At 49.6% G+C, this 15,644-nt stretch carries 11 protein-coding genes, 1 tRNA gene and 2 pseudogenes; 11 read left to right on the forward strand and 3 right to left on the reverse strand.

The features are described 5' to 3' along the window. The 6 genes from B5F34_RS17745 to thiL all read left to right on the forward strand — a co-directional run. Positions 1 to 273, forward strand: a 273-nt coding sequence (locus tag B5F34_RS17745) for a hypothetical protein (RefSeq protein ID WP_204245594.1), incomplete at its 5' end; no start/stop codon positions are given. A gap of 343 nt (positions 274 to 616) precedes the next feature. Then, positions 617 to 763 carry a hypothetical protein gene (locus B5F34_RS17575; protein ID WP_162609312.1) on the forward strand — a complete coding sequence of 49 codons (147 nt, stop codon included), beginning with the start codon at positions 617 to 619 and terminating at the stop codon, positions 761 to 763. Between the two features lie 97 nt (positions 764 to 860). After that, positions 861 to 2,630, forward strand: a complete 1,770-nt coding sequence (gene sppA / locus B5F34_RS09355) for a signal peptide peptidase SppA (RefSeq protein WP_087337847.1) — start codon at positions 861 to 863, stop codon at positions 2,628 to 2,630. A gap of 5 nt (positions 2,631 to 2,635) precedes the next feature. Further along, entirely contained in the window at positions 2,636 to 3,760 is a 1,125-nt protein-coding gene (lpxK, locus tag B5F34_RS09360; RefSeq protein ID WP_087337850.1) for a tetraacyldisaccharide 4'-kinase, read from the forward strand. Further along, positions 3,699 to 4,508 (forward strand): purine-nucleoside phosphorylase, encoded by an 810-nt coding sequence (locus B5F34_RS09365; RefSeq protein WP_087337853.1) that lies wholly within the window; start codon positions 3,699 to 3,701, stop codon positions 4,506 to 4,508. The genes lpxK and B5F34_RS09365 overlap by 62 nt, the downstream gene beginning before the upstream one ends. A gap of 30 nt (positions 4,509 to 4,538) precedes the next feature. Next, complete coding sequence (gene thiL / locus B5F34_RS09370) at positions 4,539 to 5,588, forward strand: thiamine-phosphate kinase (protein ID WP_087337856.1); 1,050 nt, start codon at positions 4,539 to 4,541, stop codon at positions 5,586 to 5,588. Between the two features lie 84 nt (positions 5,589 to 5,672). Here thiL and B5F34_RS09375 read toward each other — a convergent pair whose 3' ends face one another. Further along, positions 5,673 to 6,848: an MFS transporter gene (locus B5F34_RS09375; protein ID WP_087337860.1), complete on the reverse strand. Its 1,176-nt coding sequence runs from the start codon at positions 6,846 to 6,848 to the stop codon at positions 5,673 to 5,675. 382 nt (positions 6,849 to 7,230) lie between these two features. Here B5F34_RS09375 and B5F34_RS09380 point away from each other — a divergent pair, with 382 nt between their 5' ends. From B5F34_RS09380 to B5F34_RS09400, 5 genes and pseudogenes are all read left to right on the forward strand, one after another. Continuing rightward, a complete protein-coding gene (locus B5F34_RS09380) occupies positions 7,231 to 8,223 on the forward strand; it encodes a hypothetical protein (RefSeq protein ID WP_087337864.1) in 993 nt (330 codons plus the stop codon). Beyond that, the gene (locus B5F34_RS09385; protein ID WP_087337867.1) at positions 8,210 to 9,439 is read left to right on the forward strand and encodes an acyloxyacyl hydrolase; all 1,230 of its coding nucleotides are present in this window, start codon (positions 8,210 to 8,212) and stop codon (positions 9,437 to 9,439) included. The genes B5F34_RS09380 and B5F34_RS09385 overlap by 14 nt, the downstream gene beginning before the upstream one ends. 90 nt (positions 9,440 to 9,529) lie before the next feature. Next, positions 9,530 to 10,162: pseudogene (locus B5F34_RS09390) on the forward strand (acyltransferase family protein); the annotation flags it as partial. A 519-nt stretch (positions 10,163 to 10,681) separates the two neighbouring features. Continuing rightward, positions 10,682 to 11,851, forward strand: a pseudogene (locus B5F34_RS09395) (site-specific integrase); the annotation flags it as partial. A 25-nt stretch (positions 11,852 to 11,876) separates the two neighbouring features. After that, positions 11,877 to 12,998 (forward strand): PDDEXK nuclease domain-containing protein, encoded by a 1,122-nt coding sequence (locus tag B5F34_RS09400; protein ID WP_087337873.1) that lies wholly within the window; start codon positions 11,877 to 11,879, stop codon positions 12,996 to 12,998. Positions 12,999 to 13,156: 158 nt separating this feature from the next. Here the strand turns inward: B5F34_RS09400 and B5F34_RS09405 are convergent, their stop codons facing one another. Both B5F34_RS09405 and B5F34_RS09410 read right to left on the reverse strand, forming a co-directional pair. Then, positions 13,157 to 15,172 carry a KUP/HAK/KT family potassium transporter gene (locus tag B5F34_RS09405; RefSeq protein ID WP_087337875.1) on the reverse strand — a complete coding sequence of 672 codons (2,016 nt, stop codon included), beginning with the start codon at positions 15,170 to 15,172 and terminating at the stop codon, positions 13,157 to 13,159. 372 nt (positions 15,173 to 15,544) lie between these two features. After that, positions 15,545 to 15,628 (reverse strand) — tRNA-Leu (locus B5F34_RS09410). Positions 15,629 to 15,644: the final 16 nt, after the last annotated feature.

Raw genomic sequence — 15,644 nt, forward strand, 5'->3', positions numbered from 1 at the left:
TGTTCTGTTTATGTAAACCTTTCAAGGATCTCTCTTTTACGCATCCGTCAGGAAGCGAAAGCGACTGCAAAGTTAAGGACTTTTTCGCATATCTTCCAAATTTTTCCCGAAGTTTTTTTCCTAAAAAAACAACCGGGGAAAACGGAAAACCGAAACAAACCTTTCAAACAGCGACGCTCCCTTGCTGAAAGCGGGTGCAAAAGTACACCTTATTCCCACAAACACCAAATACTCACAAAGGTTTTTTCCGAAAATTATAAAAATATTTTATAAATACACTGATAACGAGTTAGTTACAAAGACAAGGAAACCGGCGGGAGAACGGGAAGGGGGAAAGATGGACACATTATTATATAATATATAAGGGAGAAAAAGGCTGCCAATGCACCTGATACAGCCGACATCACACAGGTTATCTGCCTGATTCCGGCTGCGAAGTTGCACCCAGCCCCCACTTATCGCCCGCAGACCATGGCAAAACAAACCGCCTTCCAAGCCCAAAGAAAGACACGCGAAAAGTATTAGAAACAGCGTCCTAAGGTATAAGGAGCGTGTTGATTATATATAAGAAATAACCATCTATCAATCAACACATTGCATAGACATACCAAGAGAAATGAACTCCAAGAAAGAGGTTGCCTGCCAACAATCAGCCGACCGACCAGTTTGCTTCCCCAAGCATCTCCCAAGCCACATCTACCGCCTGCCCTTCCACGCCAGAAACAGACAAAAGAAAAAGGAAGAAATTGCCCCTTCGGTGTGACAAAACAAAAAAAACAGCGACAGATAGGGCAGATATCAATGGAATTACTTATCTTTGTTAGCTCAAAAAGCTGGCATACAAAAAACTCGTAAAAGTTATGAAAGATTTTCTGAAATTCACGCTTGCCACCATCGTGGGCATTGTCGTGTCGAGCGTAGTGCTGTTTTTTCTCAGCATATTGATTACATTCAGCATGCTGTACACATCCGACTCGGAAGTGCAAGTCAAAGAGAACTCCATCTTTAAGCTCGACCTGAACGGCACGTTGAGCGAACGGAGCCAAGAAGACCCGTTCAGCTTTTTAATGGGCGACGACAGCCAATCTTATGGACTGGACGACATACTGGTTTCTATCCGCAAAGCCAAAGAAAACGAAAACATCAAGGGCATTTACATCGAAGCAACGTCACTCTCCAGCAACGGCTTTGCCTCATTAAAGGAGATACGCGATGCATTGGCCGACTTCAAATCGTCGGGTAAATTCATCGTGGCTTATGCAGACACCTATACGCAAGGACTATATTATATATCGAGCATAGCAGACAAGATACTGCTCAACCCGCAAGGCATGCTGGACTGGAGCGGCCTGGCCTCGTCGCCCATATTCTTCAAAGACCTGCTGGACAAGGTGGGCATAGAGATGCAGGTGTTCAAAGTAGGCACTTACAAGTCGGCCGTAGAACCCTACACCAGCACCCAGATGAGCGATGCCAACCGCGAGCAAGTGACTGACTACCTGACTTCACTGTGGAGCACCCTCACCACAGAGGTATCATCTGCACGTCAAATATCAACAGACGACCTGAACCGGGCTGCCGACCGCATGATGCTGTTCCAACCAGCCGAGGAATGCGTAGCATCCGGCCTTGCCGACACGCTGATTTACAAGACGGATGTCACCGACTACCTGAAACAGATGGCAGGACTGGAGAAGGACGATGATTTGCCCACCCTGGACCTGAACGACATGCGTAATGTCAAGAAGAATGTCCCCAAAGACAAGAGCGGCAACATCGTAGCCGTATATTATGCCTGCGGACAAATAGGCAACGGCATGACCGGCTCCGGAAGCGAAGGCATCGACGGAGAGAAAGTGACCCGCGACTTGCGCAAACTGCAGGAAGATGAAGACGTCAAAGCCGTGGTACTACGCGTAAACTCACCGGGGGGAAGCGCCTATGAGTCGGAACAGATCTGGCATGCAGTCAGCGAGCTGAAAAAAGAAAAGCCCGTCATTGTCTCGATGGGCGATTATGCCGCATCAGGCGGATACTACATCGCCTGCAACGCCGATACCATCGTGGCCGAACCGACCACCCTGACCGGCTCCATCGGCATCTTCGGCATGGTGCCTAACCCTTCCAAGCTCTTACAGAAAATAGGCGTGAACTTTGATGTCGTGAAGACCAACGCTTACGGCGACTTCGGAATGCCCAACCGCAGCATGAACGAAAGCGAAAAGGAACTGATGCAAGCCTATGTGAACCGCGGCTATGACCTCTTCCTGACCCGCTGCGCAGAAGGCAGGGGCATGACCAAGGAAGCGGTGGACCAGATAGCACAAGGACGGGTGTGGACCGGGACACGCGCCAAAGAACTGGGACTGGTAGACGAACTGGGAGGCTTGGACCGCGCCATCGAGATAGCTGTCGGGAAGGCAGGCGTAGATGCCTATACCTTGATAAGTTATCCGGCAAAGAAAAGCGCCTGGGAACAACTGATGGATTTCAATGCCGGCCATTACATAAAGACCAGCCTGCTACAGGGAGAAGCCGGCAGACTTTACCGCCAAATTGAAGCCGTCGACCAGATAAGCCAAGGCGATCCTCTGCAAGCACTGATATATTTCGAACCCAACATTCACTGACGCGAATGACAGAGCAGCCTATCAAGATATCCTATTGGCTCTACCCCTTCTCGTGGCTCTACGGGATAGGGGTAGGCTTACGCAACAAACTCTTCGACTGGGGATGGCTCCGGTCGGAGAGTTTTGACATACCCGTCATCTGCATCGGCAACCTGGTGGCGGGAGGCACAGGCAAGACACCGCATACCGAATATCTGATACGCCTGCTCACCCGACAGAAACTGAACGTCGCTACCCTAAGCCGCGGCTACAAACGCAAGACCAAAGGCTACATCCTGGCCGACGGACAAAGCAATGCCCGACAGATAGGCGACGAGCCTTGCCAGATGAAGGCCAAATTTCCCGGTATACGCGTAGCAGTGGACGAAGACCGGAGGGATGGCATACACCAACTGCTCCGGCTGAACAATCCCCCCATAGATGTCGTACTGCTGGACGATGCCTACCAGCACCGCCGTGTAAAGGCCGGGCTGAACATCCTGCTGACGGACTACCACCGCCTGCTGTGCGACGACGCCCTGCTACCGGCTGGACGCCTGCGCGAACCGGCAGAAAACAAGCAGCGGGCACAAATCGTCATCGTTACGAAATGTCCTGCAGACATCAAACCCATCGACTTCAACATCATCACCAAAAAACTGCAACTATATCCGTACCAGAAACTGTTCTTCTCCGGCTTCCGCTACGGCAATCTGCAACCGGTATTTCCCAGCACCAACAAGCAACCGGCCAGATACCTGGAAGGAAACGAACACATACTGCTGCTGACCGGTATAGCTGCCCCCCTTCCGCTTCTGGACGAACTGAGACAGAAAGCAGCCCGGGTAGTACCGCTTTTCTTTGGTGACCACCACGATTTCAGCAAACGCGACCTTCAGCAGATAGAAGAGCGTTTTGCCACACTGGAAGGACCGAGAAAGTTTATCATCACGACCGAGAAAGATGCGGCACGACTGCGCAGCCACCCGCTGCTGTCAGCCAAGCTAAAGCCCTTCATCTATATGATACCCATAGAAATAAGCATATTACAAAACCAACAATCCATATTTAACCAAGCTATCACAGACTATGTTAGAAAGAATTCAAGAGACCGCAGCTTTCCTGAAGGGAAAGATGCATACACAACCTGAGACTGCCATCATTCTGGGCACAGGCTTGGGCAGCCTGGCCGAAGAAATCACCGACAAGTATGAAATCAAGTACGAGGACATTCCTTACTTCCCTGTATCGACAGTAGAGGGACATTGCGGCAAGCTGATTTTCGGCAAGCTGGGCAATAAGGATATCCTTGCCATGCAGGGACGATTCCACTTCTACGAAGGATACAGCATGCAGCAGGTTACTTTCCCCGTACGTGTGATGCGCGAACTGGGCATCAAGACATTGTTCGTGTCCAATGCTGCCGGCGGCATGAATCCCGACTTTGAAATCGGCGACCTGATGATTATCACCGACCACATCAACTTCTTCCCCGAACATCCGCTGCGCGGCAGGAACATTCCCTACGGCCCACGCTTCCCGGACATGAGCGAGGCTTACGACAAAGAGCTCATCCGCAAAGCCGACGCCATCGCTCAAGAGAAAGGCATTAAGGTGCAGCACGGCGTGTATGTCGGCACACAAGGTCCCACGTTTGAGACACCGGCCGAATACCGCATGTATCACATCCTGGGCGGAGACGCCGTAGGCATGTCGACGGTGCCCGAAGTCATTGTGGCCAATCACTGTGGCATCAAGGTGTTCGGCATCTCGGTCATCACCGACCTGGGCGTGGAAGGCAAGATTGTAGAGGTATCGCACGAAGAAGTGCAGAAAGCTGCCGATGCAGCCCAGCCTAAGATGACAGAAATTATGCGCGAACTGATTAACCGCGCCTAAATAATCTAAAAGCAATACGGAAAGACATTTATGCGAACAGAAATAGCTACCCTCGGTGAGTTCGGCCTCATCCACCACCTGACCGAGGGCATTGAACTGAAAAACGCTTCGACCCGCTATGGAATTGGCGACGATGCTGCCGTACTGTCCTATCCCGCCGACCGCGAAGTGCTGGTCACCACCGACTTGCTCATGGAAGGCGTGCACTTCGACCTGACCTACGTGCCGATGAAACACTTAGGCTACAAGTCGGCCGTGGTCAACTTCTCCGACATCTACGCCATGAACGGCACTCCGCGGCAAATCACCGTGTCGCTGGGGGTATCCAAGCGGTTCAGTGTAGAAGACATGGAAGCTCTCTATGCAGGCATCCGCCTGGCGTGTGAAGACTATGGCGTCGACATCGTGGGCGGCGACACTACCTCGTCTTATACAGGACTGACCATCAGCATCACTTGTATCGGCGATGTCGAACGGGGCAAGGCCGTCTACCGCAACGGTGCAAAGGAGACCGACCTTATCTGTGTGAGTGGCGACTTAGGCGCTGCCTACATGGGACTGCAACTGCTGGAGCGTGAGAAACTGGCTATGAAAGACAGCGGCGGCGACATCCAGCCCGACTTTGCAGGCAAAGAATACCTGCTGGAAAGGCAACTGAAACCGGAGGCACGACGCGACATCATCGAACGGCTGCGGCAAGCAGGCGTACAGCCCACGGCCATGATGGACATATCGGACGGGCTTTCCTCCGAACTCCTGCACATCTGCACACAGAGCAAGGTGGGTTGCCGGGTCTACGAAGAACACATTCCGCTGGACTACCAGACGGCTGTAATGGCAGAAGAACTGAACATGAACGTGACCACCTGTGCACTGAATGGAGGCGAAGACTATGAGCTTCTGTTCACCGTGCCCATTGCCGACCACGAGAAAGTGGCTGCCATGGAAGGTGTGAAGCTCATCGGACACATCACCAAGCCGGAGTTGGGCTGCGCCCTGATTACGCGCGACGGACAAGAGTTCGAACTGAAAGCGCAGGGATGGAACCCGCTGAAGGAAAAGCAAGACGAAGAAGACTAAGCCAAGGTAAGGCGAGAGATAGAGGCTGTGTCAGCATTGCTGGCACGGCCTCTTTAAGTATAGACACGCCCGAAAAGCACGCCCCTACTGCCTGTCCGCACACGAAACAAGCATCGACACCAGCGCGAAACCCGCTCCCACGCTACACACGCCCGCCCAGCCGAAATGCTCCCAACCAAGCCCTGAACAGAACGTGCCCACACTGCCGCCAATGAAGTAAAGCGTCATAAAGATGGTGTTGGCACGACTGGAAGCATGCGGCACTTCCTGCAGGCAACCGCTCTGGTTGCTCAACTGCAACAATTGCATGCCGATGTCCAGCAAGAGGATAGCCAGCACCAACCCCACATAGGTATTGCCCCACACATAGGCAATCAGCCAGGAGAGAAGCTGGAGCACAGAGCCATAGAGCGACATGCGACGGATGCCCAGAACTGGCACGAACTTGCCCGTACCGCTTGCCACCAATGCCCCCATCACACCGCAAAGCCCCAGCAGCCCTACCTTGTCGCTGCCCGCATGAAAGGGCTCACCTGCCAGATGAAACGCCAGACAAGACCATACGGACAACATGCTGCCGAAAGCAAACGCCGCACGCACAGCATAAAGCCGCATCCGCGGACGCGTGACGAAAAGCCTACAGACACTCTTCATCAGTCCACCATACGAACCGTGGAAAGTGACAGGCATAGGAGGAAGCACACGGAGCGACAACACCAGACAAACGGCCATCAGCACCGCCGCCAGCCCGTACATGCCCCGCCAGCCTATCCACTCGCCCACGTACCCGCTGACCACACGGGCTCCCAAAATGCCGGTCAGCAAACCGGAAAGCACGATGCCGATATTCCGCGACTTGTCTGCCGGCTTCGAGAATTGCCCGGCCACGGGGATGAAGACTTGCGGGATGACCGAACAGACACCCAGCACCAGCGACGCGACCTGCACCACCCCAAGCGCAGGAGCCACGGCGATAAGTGCCGCCATAACGGCTGCCAGCGTCATGCTGACTCCCACAATCTTGCGCCGGGCAAACATATCGGCCATGGGTACAATAAACAACAGGCCGCAGGCATAGCCCACCTGCGTAATGACGGTGATCAGGTTGGCTTCTACTTCGCCCGCGGCAAAGTCGGCACGCATCTCTTCCAGCAAGGGCTGGTTGTAATAAAGGTTAGCCACGGTCAGACCACTGACAACAGCCATTGTCAGCAGCAGGGAAGCCGGGATGCCTTGGTTTTCTTTCAACATCTGTTTCATTGCTCTTCGTGCATTAAGCTTCTTCCGGCTGGAAATCAAGATCCGGAAATGGTGCAAAAGTAATGAATAATCGGCAAAGCGCCATCAGCCCGCCCCTGCAGAATGACACTGCTCTGCTGGCAAGCCCTTTCCACCCAAGACCCAAGCAATAAGCAGTCTACTGCCAAGCGATAAGCAGCCGTCTCGTCATACATACGAAATGACAAATTGATTATCAGCGCAATATGCCCCAAGCCACCCAGGGAGCGAACCTCAGCGCGCGACGGTTTCCTGCAGAGGCCCGATTTGTCAAAAGCGAAACAACACAGCAAATTCGATAAAAAGCTTTGGCCGATAAAAAAAATAATCTACCTTTGTCTACATTAAACAACGAATCATACCTATGAGGACTTCAAACCTGCTGAAATGCCTGTTAACCGCCTTAACCCTGACCGTGAACATGAGCTGCAACAGCGACGTGTTCATCGACGAGTTCCTGACGGAAACCCCTGCTCCTATCAGCCTGACCGAGGAAGCCAGCGAAGCCACCATCTCCTTTGAAGCAGACAACTGGGACGTGTGGAGCATCGGAAGCATCGGCTTCGAAACCTACCCGTTCATCTGCGACGAAGAGGGAAACGGCCTGACACTCCCCCTCGAAAACGGCGGCAAGGATTATCAAATCTTCTGCCGGAGCGATTACATAGACTTCCGGATGGAGAAGTGCGACGGACGCAGTCTGAAGCTCCACCTCTACGAAAACCTGTACGACAGCCCGTGGGAATGGACCATCTACGTGGGCAACGAATACGAGCAGGTGCCCATATCCGTTACCCTCAACCCTACCGGCAAATACCAGATAGACAGCATCGTCTACGACTGGAGTAAGTTCGACTTCTACGACTACATGTTAGAAGAAGTAGAAAGCCTCACTGTGCTCAACAAAGAAGGTACCTCACCCGCCCGCTGGACGTGCTACCCGTATAAATTCTCCAAACGCAAAGTAAACTTCTATGCCCCCAACAACGGCTCCAACATCTACAGCGAACTGGACCAGGAGCAGATAGCCCGCTGCTTAGGCGACTGCTCCGTCACCATCCCCGACACGAAGGACGGGAAACCCGTCATGGGCCACACGGAAGCCGTCTTCGGCTCCTTCGAGCAGGAAGTGGACGTGACTTTAGACAAAAACCTGGAAGTAGAAGTATCTATCGACGCAGGCAAGAACATCCACATCACGGTATTCAACAACATGGATTGCTACCACGTGCCCTTCACCCTCTATGCCTCCCATCCCCGCACGGGCAAACGCTTGGAGATTCCGGGCGTGCTATACAGCCAATGCCCCGTAAACTATCTGATTTTAAAAAAAGACGTTACCGATGAACAACCATAAACAGAACCGCCGGAGCGCACTCCTGCTGCTGCTCCTCGTGTGCCTCGGCACCCCCCTGCTTCGTGCCGCCGAACGCGACACCACCCTCACACGCCGCCTCATCCCCATGCTGGGCGTAGACTTCCGCCCTGCCTACACCTTTCCCACCGACGGATTCTTCAAAGGCAACAACCAAGCTGGGAAGCCCATCCGTACCAACCTGTCCGGCCACCTGAAATTAGGATTCCAGTTCGCTCCCGGCACCCGCCTGGGCGACCTTTATCCCCACACGACACAGGGCATCGGCGTGGCCTACAACACCTTCTTCAACCACAAGGAGCTGGGCAGCCCCGTGGCGGTATATGTCTTCCAGACTTCGCGCATCGCCTCCCTCACCCGATACCTCTCGCTGGACTATGAATGGAATTTCGGCGCCTCGTTCGGCTGGAAAAAGTTTGATGAAGACAACAATCCCATGAACCGGGTAGTAGGCTCCAAAGCCAACGCCTACATCAACTTAGGCTTCTTCCTGAACTGGGCCATCGACCCGCAGACCAGCCTGAAAGCCGGCATCGGCCTCACACACTTCTCTAACGGCAATACTCACTATCCCAACGCAGGTGTCAATACGATAGGCGCCAACATTGGTTTCACCCGCTACTTCGGACACGGAGACGAGCGTAAAGACACGCATGTTTCCTCTGCGGCCTACCCCGCCTTCAAGCCCTACATAAGCTACGACGTGGTGCTCTACGGTGCCACGCGCAAGAAGGGGGTATTTCCAGACAACAACTCACCCGTGCTGGTGCCCGGCTCATTTGGCATCATCGGACTTAACTTCACGCCAATGTACAACTTCACCCGCTATTTCCGCGCCGGTCTATCGCTCGACGCCCAATACGATGAAAGTGCCAACATCGGCCGCCACATAGCCAACGAAAACAGTGTGCTCGACTCGGAGAACATCCGTTTCCACCGCCCTCCTTTCAGCGAACAGTTCGCAGTGGGCCTGTCTGTACGCGCCGAAGTCGTGATGCCTATCTTCTCCATCAACTTAGGCATCGGACGCAACATCCTCTGCCAAGGTCCGGATACCGACGCTTTCTACCAGATTCTAGCCCTGAAGACCCACCTGACCGACCGACTGTTTCTGCACGTAGGCTACCAACTCTCCCGCTTCAAGGACCCCAACAACCTGATGTTAGGATTGGGATACCGGTTCGGAAGCAGGAAGTAAGGCGACGCACAGTAGTCACCATGATACATTCACACAGAAATCTTCTTTCAGACCATGCACAACCCACAGATACCACCCCTTACCTCACTGCGCCTGTTCTTCGCCATGATGGTCTTCGCGTTTCTCGTTCCGCTGGCCAAGAATTACAAACACCTGCTGTGCCTCTTCGCCTTTGCAGCCTCCACCGTGGTAACGGGCATGTATTTCACGCCGGAAGCCGCAATTAAAGGATACTGGTACGTCAACCCGCTGACCCGACTTCCCGACTTCATAGCAGGCATGCTGCTGTTCCGCTTGTACGAATACTTCCAGACGAAAGACATCACCTTACTGCAAGGCAGCATCCTGGAAGTGCTTTCCGTCGTCTTTTTTCTGTTTCTTTACCTATATGCCTCAGAAGTTCCTAAGGTCTACCGGTATTCGTGCTACTACTGGCTTCCGGTATCCTTGGTACTTCTCAGCTTTTCCCTGCAAAAAGGCATCTTGTCGCGCCTCTTGTCCAACCGCTTCCTGGTAAAGGGCGGAGAAATCAGCTACAGTTTCTACCTGATACACCTTTTCGTGCTGTTGTCGTATGCAGAATGGCAGAAAACAGCCGACATGAAGATAGCCTGGTACGTATCGATACCCATTCTGTTTATCTTCATCATCCTGCTGAGCCTGCTCTCTTACCAGTACTTTGAAAGGCCCATGAACCGAAAAGTCAAACAGTTACTGGGTTGAAACCACGTAAGAAGGAACCGGGCATTTACTCCCAATAAGGTAGCACCACGAGCCATATATGGAGGAAACCGGCTGCTTATATATGAGCAGGGCAGAGTGAACCGCTGCAACAAGAAACCAATTGCAGGCATCATGACATTGCACTTGACAAACCAGCGCGCTAACTGTGACTTTGAGCAGGCTAACTGTGACTTTGAGCGCGCTAACTGTGACTTTTGAAACATCACTTTTGCCATTGCCGGAGAAAAGGGTGCAACGGACCGTTTCTCTTCCAAGATATGTGAAAGTAAGGGAGGAAATGTTTCTTTCACAACAATTCTCTTATTTACAAACACATACAAAAGGAATAGCGTGAAAGCAGCTGGACGTAATCGACCTGATTTCTACTACATAAAAAAAAGATACTGCAAACTGCCTTCACGGCTTCACGCGCGAATAACCCGTTGTGGATTAACGTGTTGCTGTGAAAGATAGAGGCTTCACGCTGCTTTCACGCCTCCGCAAAAATGAAGTTTATAAGACGGCAGAATTAGTTTGTATCTGGAGTATTATTGGGGTAGAGAGGAAAAGCCTGTATTGGATGAAAACGGTAATCAGGTGTATTATGAAAGCGGTAAGATGCGGGGAAAGCCGAAGTTCGCTATCAAGCATCACAGGCGAAAAGAAAACCTCAGCCTGTATCTGATAGAGAAGCCACGTACCCCTGCGGAACGCCAGCAGAACAAGGAAACACTGGAGCTTGCTGTAAAAATACGTGCCGAACGTGAACAGGAGTTTAAGGAAAGTATGTTGGGCTACCGTCTGAAAAAAGACCGGAACGTGAATTTCTTGGATTATTTTCAAGCCTATATCAATGACTACACCAAGAAAGACATTCGGATGGTGCAAATCGCCTTAAGCCGTTTCAAGGACTTTTTGAAGGAGCATTACCCGATGCACGAGTTCGGCATCAAGCCTGAACTTATCACGAAGGACATGATGGAACAGTTCGTAGCTTATCTGCAATCCCGGAGCGTGGGCGAAGGGGCTAAAAGCATCTTCCAGCGTTTCAAAAAGATTATACACTATGCGATTGACCACGATGTGATGCTGAAAGACCCGTGCAAAGGCGTTACCTGCAAGGCGGATAGCCAGATACTACGCAAGGATGTGCTTTCGCCGGAAGAAATCCAGCGGTTGATTGCGTGCCATTATGACAACGAGAACCCCAACGTAAGGCGTGCGTTTATCTTTTGCCTGTATTGTGGCTTGCGCTTCTGTGATGTGAAAGACCTTACCTATAAGAATATCGACTACGCTAATAAGCTGCTAAAATTTGAGCAGAACAAGACCAAAGGTCATTCCGCCAGTAGCGGTGTGGTTATTCCGCTCAATGACGGGCTTCTTTCGCTTGTGGGAGAACCGCCGGCAGACGGTAACAAAGACGCTCTCATCTTCAACCTGCCTTCGTATGAAAGTTGCTGCAAATCCGTCAAGCGTTGGGTGAAAAGAGCCGGGATAGATAAGCACATAAGCTGGCATTGCGCCCGTCACTCATTCGCCGTGAATATCCTCAACAATGGGGCGAACATCAAGACGGTTGCCAGCCTGCTCGGGCATAGCGGACTGAAACATACGGAGAAATACACCCGTGCGGTGGATAAATTGAAAGAGGAAGCGATAAACAGCCTGCCGGAATTAAAGTTTTAACCATAAAAGACTTACCTTTGCAATTATGGACTTTGAAGCATTAGTAAAACATATCAGCACGATACAAAGCACGTTGCAGGCGCAAGCCGCACACGCTGTAAACCTCGCTCTGACTGCCCGCAACTGGCTCATGGGCTGCTATATCGTGGAGTTTGAGCAAAACGGTGAAGACCGTGCCGCATACGGCGAGCAACTGTTGAAGAAACTGGAACAGCGGTTGAATGTCAAAGGACTGAACGAGCGCAGGTTTCGTGAGTTCCGGCGGTTGTACCTCGTTTATCCGCAACTGAAAGAGCCTATCGCACAATACATATTGGCAGGAAGCGAAATTCGGCACACACTGTCCGCCGAATTTGCAGACCCAATTCGGCGGTCGCCAACCGCCGAATCTTCTCAATACATTCAATCGGCTCAAAACAAATGGATTACCCCACCCGAAAAGTTGTTTAGCCGCCTATCCTCTACCCATTTGAATGTAATTTCACCCATTGATAACCCTGTAAAACGTGCTTTCTACGAAATGGAAGCCATTCGGGGCTGCTGGTCAGTAAAGGAATTGGAGCGGCAAATCAATTCCCTCTATTACGAACGCAGCGGATTATCCCAAAATAAGGAAACCTTGTCTGCCTTGGTGCAGCGGCAAGCCATGCAATTACAGCCCAAAGACATTATTAACACGCCCGTTACGTTGGAGTTTTTGGGATTGAACGACCGTACTTTGGTAACGGAAAACGACTTGGAGCAATCCATTCTCGACAACCTGCAGCACTTTCTGTTGGAAATGGGGCATGGGTTCTGCTTCGAAGCACGCCAAAAGAGAATCCTGATAGACGGGGATTATTTCTTTGCCGACCTCGTGTTTTACCACCGTATTTTGAAATGCCATGTCATCGTGGAATTGAAGATAGACAAATTCCGCCACGAGTACGCTTCGCAACTGAACCTATACCTTAACTACTTCAAGGCGGAAGTGATGCAGCCCGACGATAATCCGCCTGTCGGCATCCTGCTTTGCACCGAGAAGGGCGACACGTTGGTAAAGTATGCCACCGCCGGATTAGACCCGAATATTTTCGTGCAAAAGTATATGATAGAACTTCCCACTGAAGAGGAAATTAAGAAGTTCATTTCAACTGCAAACTATTAGCAATAAAAAACACTACTGGCGAAAAGAAGGAAAGCCATTCTTTCTCTTTTCGCCAGCACGTTTATTACTGCCAACAAGAATAGGTTTAGGTTAGTTTGGATGTATATACAAAAGACAGAACTAAACCGTAAATGCAGACGATAATTATAGCAAGTCACTTATGATACATTCTGTTCTTCCAAGACTATATTAGCATCATTATCGCATTTTTCAGGCTTAATCCGCTCTATACGACGAATATGTTTTGCCCTATTAGCTATAATTAACGGTACACGCTCGACAACAACAACCGATGTGTCAAGCCCCAACGCACTCGGTTCTCCAATGCCTATCTTTCTAATTAAGGCATAAAGGCTCATCAGCAAATTTTGTCGGCGGTTACGGGAATCTTCAGGATAATATATCCGGTGGATAATAATAAAGCGAAAATCACCCGGTATGCCATTCTTATGCAATGAAGGATAAGAGCTTGTTAGTTCTACTTCACCATCCGCAACAAGGTCATCAACTACTTGTCGTAAATAAAGGCTCACGCGCGGTTCTATACGAAAACCTATACGCATGGTTATACTAAACAATGTCCCTTTTATTAATGTGGAACAATTATATTCAAGTGTGTCTGGTGTATCCACAAATTCAAGGTTAATAAGCCAATAATGATCTGCCCGTTTAGGTTGCTTATTGATTATGGAATACAACAATTTATCGTCCACACAACCTTCTTTGTCTGCATGATTCACATAGACAAGATTAGAAGCATATTTGGATATGCTTTCGTCCGCCTTAATATCAGAAATAATGTTGTAGTATTCACTTAACCGTTTGGAAGACATATGTTTTCGACGAATTTTGTTGGCACTTACCCATACAAACATGATAAAACATAATAATCCACCTATTAACAGCGTAAACCAACCTCCGACCATAAATTTGGACAGGTTTGCAGCAAGGAAAATACCTTCAATAACACAATATCCGCCGACAAACAGTATTGATAGAATGCGTGGAATGTTATGCATATGCAAATAGAATCCCAACAACAATGTTGTCATCAACATTGTAATAGTTATGGCAAGTCCATAAGCGGCTTCCATGTGGGTGGAATCTCGAAACAACAATATAGTAAATATTACTCCAATATACATTACAAGGTTTACCATTGGAATAAATGACTGACCTTTTACGTTGGTAGGGTGCTTAATACGCATACGAGGCCAGAAATTCAAGTTCATAGCTTCACTCAATATGGAAAATGAACCGCTTATTAGAGCTTGGCTTGCAACAATAGCTGCCCCGGTAGCCATTGCAATGGAAAACAACAGTATTTCTTGTGGCATGATTGAATAAAATGGGTTCACTGTACCTTCTGCACTTTCCGGATGATGCAATACCCACGCTCCTTGCCCCAAATAATTTAGAATAAGCATCACCTTTACAAATATCCAACTGACCGTAATATTTCGTCTGCCACAGTGCCCTAAATCAGAGTATAAGGCTTCTGCACCAGTGGTACACAAGAAAACGGCACCCAATATCAGAAACCAGTGGGGGGATTCCACTAATAACCGTATGGCATAGTAAGGATTGAATGCCTTGAATACTTGAGGATAGGAAGTCAGACTGATAGCTCCGGCGATTCCAAGAAGCAGGAACCAAAGTAGCATAAATATGCCAAATGACCGTCCTATATTTTCTGTACCAAAACGCTGAACGAAAAATATAATGGTAATAATGGTCAGTGTAATAGGAATCACAGGCAGATGCGGACTGATACTTTCAAGTCCTTCTATGGCAGTTGTGACCGTAATGGCTGGAGTGATAATACCATCAGCAAGCAAAGTGCTCGCACCGATAATGGCAATGATGTAAATCCATCTTCTTCTGTGGCGGCGTAAAAGGGCATAAAGCGCAAGTATGCCACCCTCCCCGTTATTGTCGGCACGGAGAGCCACCAGCACATATTTCACCGTAGTCTGAAGAGTAAGCGTCCATATGATACAAGACAATGCGCCTAAAACATAATTTTCATCAAGAGCTTCTCCAGTATGAATGATGGCTTTCATAACATAGAGTGGCGATGTTCCAATGTCACCAAAAACAATACCCAATGTGATGAGTAACCCGGCAAATTCAAGTTTATGTTGAATATTGCCTTCTTTTGATAAGTTTGCCATAAAAAGTAGTTTTTTGTTCTACATATATTTGTTTTCCTTTTAAGCGGCGCAAATATAAAATAAAATCTTAACAATAAGATTTCACTTTTCTTTTTTCGTGAAAAATATCATATAAACCTTGACGGTGGGCAAAATTTTATATAACGCAGTTTTTTGATTTGAGAAGTGAAGTGTTAATAAATACAAGTTTAATTGACGTTGCTACAAACTTAGGGACATAAAACAACGAACTATAGTATTCATATTATGTAGCGAAGCAAAAAAATAACGATTCACAGCCATTTATTTTGCACCTGTGGGGAAAATGTGGGGAAAAACCGAGCAAATAAAAAGCTAAGTATTTACTTGTCAAATACTTAGCTTTTCTTGCTGTACCCAGACCCGGGGTCGAACCGGGATGGAAGTGAATCCACTGGTGTTTGAGACCAGCGCGTCTACCGATTCCGCCATCTGGGCAACTCGTTTTTCTTAA

Origin of the sequence: Mediterranea sp. An20 (assembly GCF_002160055.1) — a bacterium.
In the GTDB taxonomy this organism is placed as follows: domain Bacteria; phylum Bacteroidota; class Bacteroidia; order Bacteroidales; family Bacteroidaceae; genus Bacteroides; species Bacteroides avicola.